Source organism: Paenibacillus sp. FSL K6-1558, from assembly GCF_038002565.1.
Lineage (GTDB): Bacteria > Bacillota > Bacilli > Paenibacillales > Paenibacillaceae > Paenibacillus > Paenibacillus polysaccharolyticus.
Window position 1 is genome coordinate 5,790,576 of sequence record NZ_JBBOCV010000001.1, and the last position, 17,804, is coordinate 5,808,379.

Here is a 17,804-nt window from a genome sequence, read left to right on the forward strand (position 1 = left end):
AAATTGAAACCTGCAGCCGAAGGACCTAACAAAAAGCTGAAGGCAAACCTGAGAGGTAAGTCCCTTTGGACTGAAATCTGGAAACACCGAATGACGTATACCCTGCTTATTCCAGGGATGGTCTGGTTGATCCTGTTTGCCTATATGCCGATGGGCGGCCTGTCACTGGCGTTCAAAGACTACAAGGCTAACCTTGGAATCTGGGGAAGTCCGTGGAGCGGATTTGAAAACTTCAAATACGTCTTCCGCGATCCGACCTTTATTGATGCCGTATGGCGGACGCTTTACATTAACATTTTGAAGCTGATTATTCAGTTCCCGTTTCCGATTATTCTGGCACTGCTGTTGAATGAGTTGCGGATGCGCAGAGGGAAGAAGTGGTTCCAGACCGTCCTGACATTTCCGCACTTCCTGTCCTGGATCATCGTATCCGGTGTAGTCATTAACGTGCTTGCCTATGACGGACTTGTAAACAGTGCACTTGGATTACTTGGTTTGCCGACGATTAATTTCTTGGGTTCGGAATCCAACTTTGTTCCGATGTTGTTGCTGACTGACATCTGGAAATCGAGCGGCTGGGGCGCAATTATCTTCCTAGCAGCAATCTCCGGTATCGATCAGGATCAATATGAATCTGCACAGATCGATGGAGCATCCCGGATGCAACAGATGTTTCGTATTACGTTGCCAAACATCATGCCAACGATCATGGTTATGTTTATTTTGTCGGTGGGCGGATTGATGTCCTCCGGTTTCGACCAGATTTTCAACTTGGCGAATGCCGCGACGAAAAATGTATCTGAAGTACTCGATGTATATATCTATCGGATTACGTTCCAGTCATCAACCGACTTTTCATTCTCGACAGCGGTCAGCTTGTTCCGTTCCCTGGTGAATATGGCGCTGCTGCTTCTGGCCGACAGATTTGCCAAGTGGCTTGGTGGAGACGGTTTATTCCGATAAGAGAGGAGGAGAAGTGAGATGAGCAAAGCTGGAAGAAAACCTAAGATTGGCACCGAACGAATGACCTTTCTGGATTACTTGATATTCGCCGTTTTACTGGTACTTGCACTGATGATTCTGATTCCGTTCTGGAATGTCATTATGATCTCATTTGCAACCCAAAAAGAGTATGCTGATAATCCGTTCCTGATGTTCCCGAAAGAGTTCACGCTGGATTCATATAAAGCACTGTTCGCTGACGGAAGAATCCTGTCGGGTTACAAAAATACATTGATCTTGCTAATTATTGGTTTACCGCTGAGCTTGTTCCTGACAACAAGCATGGCTTACGGACTGAGCCGCAGTAATTTCCCATTTAAAAAGTTTCTCTTTTTCCTGGTACTGTTCACCATGATCTTTAACGGGGGGGTCGTTCCTCTGTATCTGATTATGAAATCACTGCATCTGACAGGCACGTTATGGTCTGTCATTCTCGCAGGAAGCTTCAGTGCCTTTAACATGATTCTGATGATGAACTACTTCTATACCTTGCCTGAATCGCTGATGGAATCCGCGAGACTTGATGGTGCAGGGGAGTGGAGAATTCTTTTCTCCGTGGTGCTTCCACTGGCCACGCCTATTATGGCAACTATCACGCTCTTCTACGGTGTAGCTTACTGGAACAGCTGGTATGATGCGATGATCTTCCTGCGAAAAGCGGATCAGTTACCATTGCAGAACGTGTTAAGGAACATCATTGTAACTTCTACAACGAATGCATCCAACGCATCTAGTGTGGATGCAGTAAAGCTGAGCGGTTTCTCCATGGGGATGAAAATGGCAGCGGTATTTGTCACGATGGTACCTATTATGTGTTTCTTCCCAATGCTGCAAAAGCACTTTGCCAAAGGGGTATTAACAGGGGCTATCAAGACCTGATATACACATAAGATTTCAATGCTTCAGCAATTCGACTAAAAACATGGGGGTAAAAGCATGAAAAAGGGCAAAAAGTTGTCAGTCAAATCGTTATTTGCGATCACACTCTGTCTCATGGTACTGGTAGTATCCGCTTGTTCTAACAGTAGCAAAGGCTCAGATGGTGGCAACGAAAAGGATGCGGAAGGAAATTACAAAGATAACCTGACCATTTCTGTAGCGAATCTGACCGAAGTGAAAAACGGAAATATGGACAATGAGTTCCATAAATTCTGGGAAGACAAGTTTAACATCAAATGGGATTACAACTACATTGACTGGGATTCATGGGGGGAGAAGCTTCGTCTCTGGATTAACTCTGGTGACCTGCCCGATGTAGCCGTATGGAATTATGTACACGGCGATGCCATCAACAACATCGATCAAGGCTTGTTCTATAAGTTCCCGGATGATTGGAAAGAAAGATGGCCTAATGTTGCTGCGGCTTACAAGCTGACAGGACTGGGTGACAAGCTGGAAGAACTGACAGGCGGCACGTATGTGCTTCCTAGACCTATCTATTTCGAAAACAAACCGGCTGACCCGCTGACGAACCAAATTGGTGTTATTGCTCTTCGTAAAGACTGGGCAAAGGCGGTTGGGTTTGAACTGAAAGATGCGTATACAACTTCCGAATTGAATCAGTTTGCTGAACTGGTAAAAGAAAAGGACCCAGGTAAGGTGGGTAATAAACTGGTGCCATTGTCTTACAATGCTGCTGATGCAATGACTAACATCATCATGCCTAACAGTGTGCATGCGATGACAGATGTTCCATTTTATAAAGGTGAAGATGGTCAGTTCCATTGGGGTCCTGCAGATCCAGAAACGCTGACGGGTCTGAAATTGATGCAAAAAGCGTACAAGGATGGACTGCTTAATCCAGAGTTCTACACTTGGAAAAACAATGAAGGACAAAACAACTTCAAAGTAAAAGGTACTGCGGCAGTAACCAGTCTTGGTGGACTTGCTTCTTACAGACAAGGTCTGGATTCTGATATGAGAAAAAATCTTGGCGTCAACAGTGATGATCTCGTTCACACAGCGATCGTTCTTGGTGATGATGGTAAATACCGCAACATGGAGCAAGCGAATTTCTGGTCTGCTCTGATTTTTAACCCGAACATCAGTGATGAGAAATTTGAACGTATCATGGACTTGATCGATTACTCCGCAACCAAAGAAGGACAATTGCTGATCAACATGGGCTTTGAAAACAAAGATTGGAAATACGATGAGAACAAAGAATTGGTAAGCTTGTTGCCAGAGGGAACTGTCTTGGAAGACAAATACCCTGCACGTTTTGAAGGACTTTATCTTCTTGGCGATGACTTCAGTGTAGTAAACCCTGCAATCAAAAAAGATTATCGTGATAGAGCAGTAGAATTGTTCCAGGAGAAAGCAAAGCTTGGTACTGAAAGTAAATCACTTGCACCTTACGATTGGGATGTTAACCTGTACGACTCCAAAGCGAAGAGCCAAGCATCTTTCGATTATCAAAACGAATATGCGAACTTGATCCTCAAAGGCGGAGACTTGGAAGCTAACTGGAAAGAGTGGGTTAATAGCAAAATGTCTCTGGTTCAGCCTTATCTGGACGAATTGAACGAAAAGTTCAAATAAACGTAATGAAATGAACAACAACAAGGAGATAACAGGAGCGTTCTGTCTCTCCGTCCGATTGAACCCGGTGCGCGGTCTCTCCCCGAACGCAGCCGGGTTCTTTCTTTCAATTAAAAGGTAGTGGAGGATGGTTACGTGAATAATCAGCAGTTGATGGATTTAGTGAATCAGATGACGTTGGAGGAGAAAGTGGCACAGCTGTTACAGCTGACTGCCAACTTCTATGAAGGAACAGATACGCAGGGACAGATTACAGGGCCGATGGAAGAGATGGGCATTACAGAGCAATCCGTTAGAGCGAGCGGCTCCATTCTTGGCTTATCCGGTGCACAAGCGATAATGGATGTACAACGGGCTTATATGGAAAAAAGCCGTCTCGGCATCCCGCTATTATTCATGGCAGACGTGGTGCATGGTTATAAAACGATCTTCCCGATCCCGCTGGCCATTGGCTGCTCATGGGATCTGGAACTTGCGGAGAAGAGTGCCGAGATTGCGGCGCGTGAATCCGCAGTATCCGGTTTGCATGTCACTTTTGCACCGATGGTCGATCTGGTTCGTGATCCGCGCTGGGGGCGTGTGATGGAAACAACGGGTGAAGACCCGTATCTAAATAGTTTATTTGCTGCTGCTTTTGTACGTGGTTATCAGGGTGATAACCTGACGGATGAGCTGGATCGTCTTGCAGCCTGTGTAAAACACTTTGCTGCGTATGGTGCAGCGGAGGGTGGGCGTGATTACAATACGGTAGATATGTCAGAGCGTCAGCTCCGTGAATATTATCTGCCAGCATATAAGGCGGCACTGGATGCTGGTGTGGAGATGGTCATGACTTCATTCAATACCGTTGATGGTATTCCAGCCAGCGGGAATGAGAAGTTAATGCGTAATATTTTGCGCGAAGAATGGGGCTTTGATGGCGTGCTAATCTCGGACTGGGCTTCCATTCGTGAGATGATTGCCCATGGTGCGGCCGAGGATGACCGGGAGGCGGCATACCGTGCGATTCGTGCGGGTGTAGATATGGAGATGATGACGCCATGTTACGTCAACCATTTGCCTGAACTGGTTCAAAAGGGTGAAGTGCAAGAGCACCTTGTTGATGAAGCGGTTTTGCGTATTTTGCAGCTCAAAGACAAGCTGGGTCTGTTCGATAACCCGTTCCGAGCTGCTGATCCGGAGCGTGAGCGCGAGATCGTTTTCTCCAAGGAACATCGTGAGGTATCACGAGAACTTGCTGCGAAGTCTGCGGTGCTGCTCAAAAATGACGGACAGACCCTTCCGCTACAACCTGATGCGAGAGTTGCATTAATTGGACCTTTCGCTCAAAGCGAAGACATCCTCGGCTGGTGGTCTTGTGAAGGTGTCAAAGCGGATGCGGTGAAGCTGGGAACAGCGTTACAGGAGCGCCTCCCACAAGGTAAGGTTCTTGTGGCTCAAGGCAGCGGTGTGCATACTATCACGGATGAGCAGATTGCCGCAGCGCTGGAAACAGCAAGTCAGTCTGATATCATCGTGCTTGCACTGGGTGAAGATTCCGAGATGAGTGGAGAAGGCGGCTCGCGGACAGATATTCGTTTGCCGGCAGCGCAGTTACAATTGGTACAGGCGCTCAAAACGGCAGGCAAACCAATTGCCAGTGTCATTTTCAATGGACGTCCACTTGATCTGAACGGGTTTATTAGCGAATCAGATGCTGTACTCGAAGCTTGGTTCCCAGGGAGTGAAGGAGGAGCAGCGATTGCGGATATTCTCACAGGAGCAGTGAATCCGTCCGCTCGACTTACGATGTCCTTCCCGCAATCGGTTGGACAAGTCCCGGTATATTACAACCATTTCAATACAGGGCGCCCAATCAACCCGGATAATACCGAGAATCGTTATGTTTCCCAATATATTGACAGTCCGAATGAACCGTTGTTCCCGTTTGGATACGGTCTTTCCTATACGACATTTGCTTATGGAGAGGTTGAAGTGTCGGGACAGGAGATGACTGCAAATGATTCTCTGACGGTTCAGGTGCGTGTAACCAATACAGGGGATCATGCTGGTGTAGAGACTGTGCAACTATACGTTCGGGATGTAAGCGGCGAAGTGGTTCGTCCGATGCGTGAGTTGAAAGATTATGTGAAGCTTTCCCTTGCACCGGGGGAAGCGGGTACGGCTAAGTTTACATTAAATAAAGAACAATTGCGTTATCATCATGCTGATCTCAGCTATCGCAGTGATCGTGGAGAGTTTCGTGTGATGGTTGGATCAAATAGCAGAGATACACAGAGCCAAACATTCAGACTTGTCTGAATCGTTTTATGCTGTAACGAGATGTCTGTTACTTCTTATTTTAAGTTCAGGTCTTTCATTAGGAAAGGCCTGATCAACATAACAGAGGAGCGAAGAATATGGTCAGTATCAAGGATATCGCCAAAAAGGCGGGAGTTTCCATCTCGACCGTATCGTACGCGCTGAATGGAAGCAATAAAGTCACCGATGAGACCCGTTCTAAAATTTTGGTCATCGCCAAAGAGCTGAACTATGTTCCCAACGCGGCTGCCAGAACCTTGAAAAAGAGAGAGTCACGGATTCTAGGTGTTTTTCTCACGGATTTCAGCGGTGATGTATACGGAGACTTGTTAACGGGTATGAAGGCGATATGTAATGCCCAGGGATATGATCTTATTGTATGTAGCGGTAAACAGTCTCATCGGATGTTGCCGGAGCGAATGATTGACGGGGCCATTATTCTCGATCATACGTTCTCAAGTGAGGAACTTATGCAGTATGCGGATCGAGGACATAAAATTGTAGTGCTTGACCGTGAGTTGAAACATCCTAATATTAATCAGGTACTGCTCGATAACAAGGCTGGGGCCACACTGGCGATGGAATATTTGATTGAACACGGGCACAAAAAGATCTACGTGGTTACAGGTCCTGAAGGTTCGTTTGACTCTGTACAAAGGTTGAAGGCTGTAAGACAGGTTACAGAGCGTCAGGCGGATGTGGAATGGATTGAAATCGTGGGAGATTTCGAGAAAAGCGGTGGGGAACGAGCTGCAGACCACATTATACGGACGTATAACGGACCGGCTGCTGTCTTTTGTCTTAATGATGAGATGGCTATAGGTTTATGTGATCGTCTTGCGGGTAGTGAACTCGAGATTGGCAATCAGATTGATGTCATTGGCTTCGATCATATTGAGCTTACCAACTATGTGCAGCCCAAACTGGCAAGCATCGATTATTCGAAACGAAAGTGGGGGGCGCTTGCAGCTGAACAGTTAATTAAAATTATAGCTGGAGAACCTGTGGATCACGAGCGCATATATGTCACGTTGGTGGAAGGGGAGTCCGTAACCGGACCGAATTCGGCTCAAGTCAGGTTGAACATGCCGAATGCAAACGAACGTGCAGTCAGTTACTAAACAAGTTTTTCGTGTCACCGCCGAGAGTTTGTTAGGTGAATTCAATTGTTATAGCAAGAGACAAGCTTTGGAGGGAGAGAACATCCTTTTAAAACTTGTCTTTTGCTGTATGCAGAAACATGAAAAAAGCCTCTCCGAAGAGAGACTTGGCCCTACAGTTACAGGCCTTTTGTTTTGTCTTGGTTGTAGGATGAAGTGAGGATACCTGTGATGAATAGTGTTAATACAACTGCAATAATCCAGAATGTCAGCGAAAACGACATACACTTCGCACCTCCTGCACAAGCTCATTTACTTCTATTATAACCATATTCGTTAGAAAAGGAATGCCTTGTCCCATCATTTGTAAAATAAAAAGTGGGTAGGAACAGGTCTCAGATTGCCATCCGAAGGGTTATTGATGACTCGATTATTCAGAATTAGCGATGAGGAGCCACCGCCATCGAGATTATAAGCGTCCACCACGCCAAGTTTAAGAAGTCGACCTTGCATCTCTTCGAGGGTAGCACCTGAACTTCCGCTCTCGTTATAACCATCGACAACCATAATCAGTAATTGATCATCTTTGTAGTTACCAATGACGGTTCGTGGAGCACGCTTCGGTGACACCTTCCATTTGTCCGGAATAATCGTTTTCTGTCCATTTTTCATAAGGATAGGTACAAATGTCGCTCCAAATTGCGGGTGTAGGCGATCCAGGGAGCTTTTATCGAAAAACTTCCCTCCTACCAGTTTACCATCATCGTTTAGCCCGACAAAGAACAGGTCTTTGAAGCTAGCCTGAAAACCGTTGATATACTTCCCATCCATGACGGTAGTGCTGAGGGGGTAACGCTTGCCGCCGCTGTCAGCAAATCCGCCAGCATTAATCCCGGCAATCGCTCCGCTCCGTTTCACGGCCTGCATTGTCGTTTCTGATCGCCCTAGCTCACTATTCAAGGCCATCTTCATCGCATTGTGATCTTTCAGCTTGATCTTCATGGCATATCCCTTGTAGCTGCCTGGGTTTACCCGATAGAGTTCAATGGTGATCCGATCGCTGTCTACACGATCAAAAGGAACGCCCAGTTTGGACGTAATGCGCTTATTGTAAATTGTTTCCGGACGGGCGGCTTGAACTTTAGCCTTTTGTACAATGGTAGACATCGTACTGGTCGTTTTATTGTAAAGCAGGGTCGTTCTTTTAATAGAAGAAGAAGTTTGAACAGCAGCCTCTTTTGCTCCCGCAAGTTCCTTACTGATTGTTTGGGTCTGAGAGGTTACCTGATCTTCTGGCAAGCTTGTAGGCATGATAGCTCCTACTTCTAATTCAGGACGAAATAGCAACAAACATATGATCAATCCTATAAAAGGAGCGAGTGAAAGCATAAAAACACGATTAACCTGTTTCACGGGTGTAATCATTTGAGCAAGTCCATCTTTTTCTGGAGAGCTTCCAGTTGTTTCTTCACTTCGCTCAATTGCGTATACAATTTGTTGCTGTTGTCTGTTTTGTTGCTTGCATTGTCCTTGGTGAACGTAAGCAGTTCATTGAAGGACTGAACCTGTCCTTGCAATGCTGCAACTTCTGAAGAGATCGTTGTTAGTTGCTTTTCATAATCGCTTTTCAATGCGTCAATCTGATGCTCAGTATGGACCTGAAGCTGGTTGATCATCTGTTGCTGGAGGTGATTACTATAATAGTAGGTTCCAGTGACTCCTAGTGCAATGAGAACGATCCACATGACCAGAAACCATTTAACGGATGATCTGATCTTGCCTTTGGCGCTCCGGGTGTGATGGATGTCAGAAGACGGGTCGGATGGTTTCATAACATCACTCCTGGTTCTATATATTAGATTAAAAAATTCCAATCCTCATTCTATCATGGTGCTATTGATTACGCAAAAATGAAATTCTTTAAATAATAGATCAAAAAGAGATTGCATCGGAAGGAAGTCCTAGGATACAATTTCTTATAGATGCAATAAGTAGGAACTTTGGGCAGGTTTTTCGACTTTTTTAGATAGAAATGCAGGAATTTTATACTAGGTTTTGATCATTTCATGCATGGAATGGGGCCCATCTTGCCTTTTCTACAGTAGAATACAGTCAGAAAACAGAGTTTTTGAGCGCTGAGTCCTGTATTTTCCTTTTATTCGACATAATCCGACCTTAGCTTCATCTATACTCGGACTGTCGCATAAAGGATATAGATGGAAAACAGAAGTCAATTGTCCAATACATAACAGGGGGAACCACAATGAAAAAAGTATGGCAGGTGGTCATCGTAGATATCCACCCCACCAGCATGCTGGGAACAAAATTAATCTTGGAAGAGCAACAGGATCTGACGGTACGTGGTATGACTTCGACCGGAACGGAGGGTCTTGAACTGGTGAGTGCGCACAAGCCTGATTTGATTCTCATGGATTATCGTTTGCCAGAAGGGCAGGCAGATCAGTACATCGCTCAAATCAAAGGGCTATCGAATGAGACACATATTATTATTCTGACAGATGAAGATAACGTAAAGTTGTTTCGTTACCTGATGAGCCTCGGTGCAAGCGGCATGTTATCCAAACAGGCTTCGCCGAGCCAATTGATTCATCTAATCTCCGGACTAAGAGAAGGCTACGTTTCAATACCCATGTCTTGGTTAAACAGTGAGGATTGGGGGCAACCTGCCGATTCACAGTCTGAAGAAGGTATAATTGAACTAACCGAGACAGAAACTTTTATTATGGAAAGAATTGTTCAAGGGGTAACCTATGATAAAATAGCGAGTGAGATCAATGTGAGTAGGCGCTCGATAGACAATTACTTGCGTAAAATCTATGTGAAGCTGGAAGTGAGCAGCAGAGCACAGGCCATTGAACGTTATGCCTTGCATGCAAGACAATCCAAGACGGTGTCTTAATTATTGTCTCCGCTGGTCCTAGCTGGTCATAATAAAATTGCTCCTAGAGGTCAAAGTCAGATTGCCTCACTTCATGAGATAATTCAGGTATTCGTTCAGTTATATTTGGTGCCCAGTCGGAATAGGTTGTAGGGCGGCTGCGAGAACAGTTTCGGAATAGGGATGAAGGGGGATCTATCCATGAAATATTTCTTTGCTTCCCGTACCAACAGGCTTTTGTCTTCACCACTGAGGGATATACGTGAGATGTCTGGCAAGGAGTATTTCATTTCTCTCGCTGAAGAATTGCCAGCGGAGGAACTGTTTCCTTTTAAACTTTTGGAGGAAGCGGCGTTGTCCGTATTTAGTTCAGGACCTTCTGCATTGCAGTATGGTGAGCCAGGTGGATATGCTCCATTAAGAGAATGGTTGAATAATGATTGGAATAAGCGCAAGGGTATCCGGACTGTCTCCAATCAGATTTTGCTGACTACAGGCACCCAACAGGCAATCGATCTCGTGATGCGTCTGTTACTGGAGCCGGGAGACTCTGTACTTGTTGAACATCCGACTTCTCCCGGTTGTCTTGAAGTACTCGAAATGCAAGGAGCCACAATTGTACCTGTTATGGGAGATCAGGATGGAATTTTACCAGATTTATTGGAACAGCACATGCAGCAGGTGAGACCGAAGCTGCTTTTTGCTGCACCCAGCTTTTCCAATCCCACGGGGATTTTGTGGAGCCTGGAACGACGAGAAGCTGTTCTTGATCTGTGTGCGCGTTACGGGGTGTTGCTTGTTGAGGATGATTCCTATGGTGAGTTGCATTTTGACGGCTTGGAGCCAGCTACCTTCTATCGCAAGTATCCTTCACTCTTCGCATTGGACACTGCAGATCAAGGTGGACATGTCCTCTACATCGGGTCCTTCAGCAAAACAGTTGCACCTGCACTCCGCACAGGGTGGGCTGCGGGACATCCATCACTGATTCAGGCAATGGCCTCCGTCAAACGAATTGCGGATGGACAATCCAGTCCAATGAATCAGCGACTACTGTACCAATTGCTCGCCCAGTCACCTTTTCGATGGAGCGATCACTTATCCATGCTGAACAGGGAATATAAAACAAGACTTAAATTAATGCTTGAGTTGTTGAAGAGACCCGGCTGGAAGGGATGTAGCTATAACATTCCTCAGGGTGGAATGTATCTATGGGTGCGATTGCCGGAAGGACTGAACAGTGAAGCACTGCTTAAGGCAGCTTTATTGAAGGGTGTCTCTTTTCTGCCTGGAACGTTATGCTCCACAGGAACACTTGATCAACAATATATTCGGTTAAACTTCAGCCGTCCCGGCCGGGATGAGTTGTTGCTTGGCATGAATTTGATTAACGAAGCTATCTCAGAATTTACCGCTCGTAGCTAAAGGTGAGCGATTTCATCCAAAGAATTTCAGATTAGTTTACAAATCATCTAGATTACCTTATTGCATCCACTAACATTTTTATATATAATATGAATTAATGAGTGATCGGCTTCTTTAATACGATGCAACAACCGTTGCGAGTTAGGGGGACACACTCATACATTTTAATCATTGGGGGAAATTTTAACATGTCTAACGTTCTTTTTATTAAAGCTAATGACCGTCCTGCGGATCAAGCAGTTAGTGTTCAATTGTACGATGCATTCCTGAGCGCATACAAAGAGTCCCATCCAGGTGATACCATCACTGAGCTGGACCTCTACAATACAGATCTTCCTTACTACGGCAACACTGTAATCACTGGTGGTTACAAAGCAGCTAACGGTATCGAAGCAACTCCAGAAGAGCAAAAAGCAGCAACACTGGCTGCGCAATTGCAAGATCAATTCCTTGCTGCTGATAAAGTGGTATTTGCATTCCCACTGTGGAACTTCACTGTTCCAGCACCACTGGTTAACTACATCTCTTACCTGAGCCAAGCAGGCAAAATGTTTAAATACACTGCTGAAGGCCCAGTAGGTCTTGTAGGCGACAAAAAAGTAGCATTGCTTAACGCACGTGGTAGCGTATATTCCGTAGAGCCTATGGCATCTGCTGAAATGTCCGTTCGTTATGTAACGAACGTACTTGGCTTCTGGGGCATCCAAAACCCTGAGGTTGTTGTTGTAGAAGGTCACAATGCTTCTCCTGATCGTTCCCAAGAGATCGTGGAAGCTGGCTTGAAATTGGCTAAAGAAGTTGCAGCAAGCTTCTAATCCAATTCCATATGGAAAACGCCCGTCGTCTCCGGAAGGAGATAACGGGCGTTTTTTGTATGTTTTTGGCGAGCTTATCGTTCATCGTATCGTTCAGTTTTTGGTTGGGTTCAGGAGATAACGTTCGGTAATTTCGGCAACCTGAACAGGATCTTCCTGTGCCCAATCTTCGGATGAAGTCGAGTTCACATTGAATGTGTTCAATTGATCATGCTTAGTCCATGCGTCTATTTCCCCGGCCGTCAGTCCCTGGTCTTGCATCATAAGTGCATGTTCCGTTAATGCCTCCACACCTTTAACGGTGAGCATATATTTACCACGGGAAACACGTTCAAACCAGCTGTAATAGTTTTTCTGCAAAATGGTTGCCGCTGAGCCTACACCTGTCTGACGGGCAAGTGCCGCAGGTGAAGATTCACCACTGGAACTTAGCGCGGCGGCGACACGTATAGCCTTTTCCCGATAAGCCGTCATCAGCTGGCGGCCTGTACTGCCTCCTGTATTATAGTCTCCGCTTCGTTCATCGAATTCCTTCAGCAGGCGCTGGCGACGTATCCCGCTCTTGCGAGCTACCGGGAGGGATCGCACAGTACCTGATATCACCGTGGGTTCGCATAATACATCAATTAGAGGTGCTTTGGTTTTGTAAAAAGTGACGGTTAACAGCCCCAGGCCGAGCTGCCTGCACAGTGCTGTTAGCTCACTCCAGCGCTGATTGACCGCTCCGCGTTTACTTCGGTTACGCTCCACAGCCAGATATACGAGTGGGCTGATTTTCAGGCGTTGCAAACCTTGCAATAGCAAAGACAGGTTAAACGTTTTTTTCATCTCGACAATAAGGGGGTCCGTCTGATCTGCCTTCATGCCGACCAGGTCACAGTGCTTAACTTCTGCTTTGATATCGAAGCCGCGCTGTTCAAAAAAAGTTTTGACAGGGGAATACAGCTCCGTTTCATATTGTATAGCCATGCTCTTTACTCCTCTCCCGAAGTGCTCTGCCTGCCTTCGCCGCATTGTCCGGTTTCCATCATTAGAACCTTCATTATAGCATATTCATGCTTTTTTTTCTGAGGCCACAAGATGTCTGATAGAACAGCACATACGTAAAATTCAGGGTCAAGGTTTGAAAAAAAGAGGTCAACTTATCCAAGTTGCCGCATAGGTATGTAATACACTTTTCACATCCATACAAGACCATTGTAACAAAGGAAGCGGGACTAAGCCGGACCGCAGAAGGGTATTCAAGCAGGAGCTGCAATTCTATTGATTTCTTCATACCATTCGGAATGGTTGACAATCACACTAAAGGAGCCATGGGAGGTACCAAGCATGAATATTTTTGAACGCGTTGCGGAATATCGGGCAGAGAGTGACCGTTTGTCTTGGAACGGAACATTTGAAGATTATATTGCACTGCTGAGAGAGGACCCGACTCCGGCAATGACGGCTCACGCACGAGTGTATCAGATGATTGAATCGTTTGGGGTAGAAGAGGCCTCGGGACACAAGCGTTACAAATTTTTCGAGCAGGAAATCTTCGGGCTGGATCGTTCGATTGAAAAACTGGTGGAAGAGTATTTTCATTCGGCTGCGCGCCGCTTGGATGTACGCAAACGGATCTTGCTTCTAATGGGACCGGTCAGTGGGGGTAAATCCACGTTGGTGACCCTGCTAAAAAGGGGATTGGAGCAATTTTCACGTACGGAAAAAGGGGCCGTTTACGCCATTGAGGGATGCCCGATGCATGAGGAACCGCTACATCTCATTCCGCTGGAGCTTCGGCCCGATGTAGAGAAAGAGATCGGTGTGCGCATTGAGGGCAATCTGTGCCCTTCCTGCCAGATGAGACTTCGCACCGAATTTGGTGGGGACATCAGCAAGGTTCCGGTGGAACGGGTCATCATCTCTGAAGATAACCGGGTGGGAATTGGTACATTCAGTCCATCAGACCCGAAATCTCAGGATATTGCTGACCTTACAGGCAGCATCGACTTCTCCACGATTACCGAATTTGGATCGGAATCTGATCCGCGGGCGTATCGTTTTGACGGGGAACTGAATAAGGCTAACCGGGGTTTGATGGAGTTTCAAGAGATGCTGAAATGTGACGAGAAGTTTCTGTGGAACCTGTTATCCCTGACGCAGGAAGGCAATTTTAAAGCAGGCCGGTTCGCCCTAATCAGTGCAGATGAGATGATTGTGGCACATACGAACGAATCCGAGTATAAGTCTTTTATTTCAAACAAGAAAAATGAGGCTTTGCAGTCACGGATGATTGTGATGCCGATCCCGTATAACCTGAAGGTGTCGGAAGAAGAGAAAATTTACGCCAAGCTGATTCAGCAAAGTGATATGAAACATGTGCACATTGCACCGCATGCGCTGCGTACAGCGGCGATCTTTTCCATACTTACACGATTGAAGGAAACGAAGAAACAAGGCATGGATCTGGTGAAAAAAATGCGGATGTACGATGGCGAAGAGGTTGAAGGGTATAAAGAAGCCGATCTGCGAGAAATGCAAAATGAATATTTGGACGAGGGCATGTCCGGTATCGATCCGCGGTACGTTATTAACCGGATATCCAGCGCTTTGATTAAGCAAAACCTTCAGTGCATTAACGCGCTGGATATCCTGCGTGCCATTAAGGATGGACTGGATCAACATGCTTCGATCACCAAGGAAGAACGCGAGCGGTATTTGAACTTTATTGCTCTGGCACGTAAAGAGTATGATGAACTTGCGAAGAAAGAAGTGCAGAAAGCATTTGTGTATTCGTTCGAAGAGTCAGCCAAAACGTTGTTTGAAAATTATCTGGATAACATTGAAGCGTTCTGCAACTGGTCTAAAATACGTGATCCGCTGACAGATGAGGAGATGGACCCGGATGAGCGGCTGATGCGTTCCATTGAGGAGCAGATTGGGATCTCCGAGAATGCGAAGAAAGCGTTCAGGGAAGAGATTCTGATCCGGATCTCGGCATACTCCCGAAAGGAACGCAAATTTGAATACAGTAGTCATGATCGTCTGCGGGAAGCCATTGAGAAAAAGCTGTTCGCTGATCTCAAGGATATCGTCAAGATTACGACTTCTACGAAAACACCGGATGCCACACAATTGAAGCGCATGAATGAGGTCATCAAACGTCTCATCGAAGAGCATGGATACACAGCTGCAAGTGCAAATGAATTGCTAAGATACGTAGGAAGTTTGCTTAACCGTTAACCTGTAGCACCATTCCGAATTAGGTCCTGAAGATTTGTTGTGAGGCTCCTTCGCAACAGATTCAGGGCCTTTTTATATTGAATTAAATCATTATTCATCAATAATTTACAATTTAATATAATCAATCCCACATTAAATAGTTCTTAGGGTGTATGTGTGTTTAGGTAGTTTAGTCTATAATCAATTAAAATTGTTTTAATTTTGGTTGAAAAAGTTATGGAGGAGTTGATCCGATCGGATATGAGTAGTATTTCGGCAGAAAGGCAAAAACAACTGGATTATGTGGGGTTAACTGCACAGGATTTGAAACTACTTGCTGATCATCGGCCTGTCTTCAAAAAGGTTGTTGAAGAAGTGGTGGATCATTTCTACAAACATGTCGGGAAGTATCCTGAATTAATAGAATTGATCGCCCGCTTTTCCAATATTGAACGATTGAAGGAAACACAACGGATGTATTGGTTATCCATGACAGACGGCATTGTGGACGATGCTTATATTGAACAGCGGATCACCATTGGATTAGTTCATTCGCGTATCGGACTGACAACGAACTATTATCTCGGTGCTTACATGGCCTATCTGGATATCGCTACCACCATATTTAAACAGCTTATCCCCGATTCGTGGCACTACGTCATACATGCACTAAGCAAAATGTTCAATCTGGATTCACAGCTTGTTCTGGAAGCTTATGAAAAAAAAGAAAAAGAGCAGCTTCACCAGCTCGCTTCGGATCAGGATGGTACACTGCAAGCGATCACACAAATTACGCAGGAACTTACTGGTATGATTACGGAATTAAATGAAAATGCGTTATCCATCTCCGCTGTAGCGAAGGAAACGGTTGTTTCCCAGGATCAGGCGCATGTGCTCCTTGAAGAGTTAACCGGAGGAATGCAACAGATCGAAAAAATGGGTGAGCTGATTCGTGAAATTTCCGATCAAAGTCACCTTGTCGGCTTGAACGCTGCAATTGAAGCGGCACATGCCGGAGAGTTCGGACGCGGATTCGAAGTGGTTGCAAGCGAAGTACGCAAGCTGGCGGCAAGCTCCAGAGACGCGCAAAGCAAAATTCAATCCAATCTGGATCAGATCATGGAAATATTAAAAAGAGTGCAGCAGGAGTCTGAGCGTACTTCGAACGGGGCGCGCAGTCAGGCTTCACGTTCATCCGAGCTTGCCGTTTTTGCGACAGCAATGGAGAAGCTTGCAACGGATTTGAGGAAACTGTAGCAGTAATGTGGACCCCGAAGCACCAGGAACCTTCCATACCGTTTCCGGTTGTAATAAGCTATAATGGGTAGACAAACCTGCTGTTGTTATAGATAATATAGCCGGAGACAGGCGATTTAAAAAGAGGTCGAGGTGATTAGATGGCTTCTATCCATGATGTGGCCAAAGAAGCGGGAGTATCTGTTGCAACCGTTTCCAAAGTATTGAACGACTATCCGGACGTTAGTGAAAAAACACGTAAAAAAGTGAATATAGCTATCGAACTATTAAAATATCAACCCAATGTAGTCGCTCGTGGACTGGTTAAACGCCGTTCATGGACAGTGGGGGTACTGCTTACCGTTCCGTTTACGAATCCGTTTGTATCCGAGTTACTTGAAGGGATCAAAACGGCCTTGGAAAATAGCGGTTATGATCTTGTTCGATTATCAACTCGATTTGATGACCCTACATATTCTTTCATCAAGCACTGCCGTAGCCGAAATGTGGATGGCGTTGTTGTTTTCGGGGAAGGACGGGAAAACAAAAGCATTCAGGAACTGGTCACGGCAGAGATTCCAACCATGTTCATAGATACCGATCTGTTTGGCAAACGTGCAGGTTACATTACGACAGATAATGTTAATGGTGTTGCTATGGCAGTGAAGCATCTGTATGAACTTGGGCATCGCAAGATTGCCTACATCTCAGGTACACTGGGACCTGCTGTTGCTAACCTTCGTTTAGACGGGTACAAGGAAGGGCTTCGTTTATGCGGTATTCCTTATGCGACGATTTATCTGGAAGTCTGTGACTATTCATTTGATGGCGGTGCCAAGGCAGCTCGGCGTTTGCTGGCTCTTAGGGAGCAACCTACAGGCATCATCTGTGCCTCGGATATGTCTGCTTTTGGCGCGATTCATGAGATTGAAAAACATGGTTTCAGTGTGCCAGAGGATATCTCAGTGGTTGGATTCGACAATACGTATTATGCCGAGGTGTTTAAGCCAGGATTAACAACGGTGAATCAGAATATCTACACCATTGGTATTCGAGCCATTGAATATCTGATTGCGATGATTGAGAATCCCTCGTATACACCCCCTGTCGTGACGGAACCATCGAATTTAATTGTTCGCCAGACGACAGCGCCTGTAAATGAAACGTATCCGGAACTACCTGCACAGCCATAGGCTGTGCTTTTTTTTGTTACCGAATGATACGTTAATATTGAAGTGTGAATGGCATGGGCGGCGATCATAAGTATAAAAAGAGGGGGAT

Annotated in this window: 14 protein-coding genes; 11 read left to right on the forward strand and 3 right to left on the reverse strand. The window is 45.6% G+C overall.

Annotation, left to right across the window (positions count from 1 at the left end; genetic code table 11):
* Positions 1 to 3 precede the first annotated feature (3 nt).
* From MHI38_RS25230 to MHI38_RS25250, 5 genes are all read left to right on the forward strand, one after another.
* On the forward strand, positions 4 to 963 hold the full coding sequence (locus MHI38_RS25230) for an ABC transporter permease (protein WP_154886844.1): 960 nt from the start codon (positions 4 to 6) through the stop codon (positions 961 to 963).
* A gap of 18 nt (positions 964 to 981) precedes the next feature.
* Complete coding sequence (locus MHI38_RS25235) at positions 982 to 1,881, forward strand: carbohydrate ABC transporter permease (protein WP_154886842.1); 900 nt, start codon at positions 982 to 984, stop codon at positions 1,879 to 1,881.
* Positions 1,882 to 1,938: 57 nt separating this feature from the next.
* Entirely contained in the window at positions 1,939 to 3,543 is a 1,605-nt protein-coding gene (locus MHI38_RS25240; RefSeq protein ID WP_154886840.1) for an extracellular solute-binding protein, read from the forward strand.
* Between the two features lie 135 nt (positions 3,544 to 3,678).
* On the forward strand, positions 3,679 to 5,844 hold the full coding sequence (gene bglX / locus MHI38_RS25245; protein ID WP_154886838.1) for a beta-glucosidase BglX: 2,166 nt from the start codon (positions 3,679 to 3,681) through the stop codon (positions 5,842 to 5,844).
* A gap of 98 nt (positions 5,845 to 5,942) precedes the next feature.
* Entirely contained in the window at positions 5,943 to 6,965 is a 1,023-nt protein-coding gene (locus MHI38_RS25250; RefSeq protein WP_154886836.1) for a LacI family DNA-binding transcriptional regulator, read from the forward strand.
* A gap of 339 nt (positions 6,966 to 7,304) precedes the next feature.
* Here the strand turns inward: MHI38_RS25250 and MHI38_RS25255 are convergent, their stop codons facing one another.
* Both MHI38_RS25255 and MHI38_RS25260 read right to left on the reverse strand, forming a co-directional pair.
* Positions 7,305 to 8,369 (reverse strand): phosphodiester glycosidase family protein, encoded by a 1,065-nt coding sequence (locus tag MHI38_RS25255; protein ID WP_154886834.1) that lies wholly within the window; start codon positions 8,367 to 8,369, stop codon positions 7,305 to 7,307.
* The gene (locus tag MHI38_RS25260; RefSeq protein WP_154886832.1) at positions 8,366 to 8,776 is read right to left on the reverse strand and encodes a hypothetical protein; all 411 of its coding nucleotides are present in this window, start codon (positions 8,774 to 8,776) and stop codon (positions 8,366 to 8,368) included. The genes MHI38_RS25255 and MHI38_RS25260 overlap by 4 nt, the downstream gene beginning before the upstream one ends.
* A 431-nt stretch (positions 8,777 to 9,207) precedes the next feature.
* Between MHI38_RS25260 and MHI38_RS25265 the strand changes: the two genes are divergently transcribed.
* From MHI38_RS25265 to MHI38_RS25275, 3 genes are all read left to right on the forward strand, one after another.
* Positions 9,208 to 9,864, forward strand: coding sequence for a response regulator transcription factor (locus tag MHI38_RS25265; protein WP_090919949.1), 657 nt, complete (start codon positions 9,208 to 9,210; stop codon positions 9,862 to 9,864).
* A gap of 180 nt (positions 9,865 to 10,044) precedes the next feature.
* A complete protein-coding gene (locus MHI38_RS25270; protein WP_090919952.1) occupies positions 10,045 to 11,268 on the forward strand; it encodes an aminotransferase-like domain-containing protein in 1,224 nt (407 codons plus the stop codon).
* A 122-nt stretch (positions 11,269 to 11,390) separates the two neighbouring features.
* Positions 11,391 to 12,083 carry an FMN-dependent NADH-azoreductase gene (locus MHI38_RS25275; RefSeq protein ID WP_373323201.1) on the forward strand — a complete coding sequence of 231 codons (693 nt, stop codon included), beginning with the start codon at positions 11,391 to 11,393 and terminating at the stop codon, positions 12,081 to 12,083.
* 93 nt (positions 12,084 to 12,176) lie between these two features.
* On the opposite strand, the gene MHI38_RS25280 is transcribed toward MHI38_RS25275, so the two are convergent.
* Positions 12,177 to 13,052, reverse strand: a complete 876-nt coding sequence (locus MHI38_RS25280; RefSeq protein ID WP_154886830.1) for a DUF2161 domain-containing phosphodiesterase — start codon at positions 13,050 to 13,052, stop codon at positions 12,177 to 12,179.
* Between the two features lie 360 nt (positions 13,053 to 13,412).
* Between MHI38_RS25280 and MHI38_RS25285 the strand changes: the two genes are divergently transcribed.
* The 3 genes from MHI38_RS25285 to MHI38_RS25295 all read left to right on the forward strand — a co-directional run bounded on the left by MHI38_RS25285 (position 13,413) and on the right by MHI38_RS25295 (position 17,716).
* Positions 13,413 to 15,308 (forward strand): PrkA family serine protein kinase, encoded by a 1,896-nt coding sequence (locus tag MHI38_RS25285; RefSeq protein ID WP_154886827.1) that lies wholly within the window; start codon positions 13,413 to 13,415, stop codon positions 15,306 to 15,308.
* A gap of 240 nt (positions 15,309 to 15,548) precedes the next feature.
* Entirely contained in the window at positions 15,549 to 16,544 is a 996-nt protein-coding gene (locus MHI38_RS25290) for a protoglobin domain-containing protein (protein WP_154886825.1), read from the forward strand.
* A gap of 140 nt (positions 16,545 to 16,684) precedes the next feature.
* The gene (locus MHI38_RS25295; protein ID WP_154886823.1) at positions 16,685 to 17,716 is read left to right on the forward strand and encodes a LacI family DNA-binding transcriptional regulator; all 1,032 of its coding nucleotides are present in this window, start codon (positions 16,685 to 16,687) and stop codon (positions 17,714 to 17,716) included.
* The last annotated feature ends 88 nt before the right edge of the window (positions 17,717 to 17,804 follow it).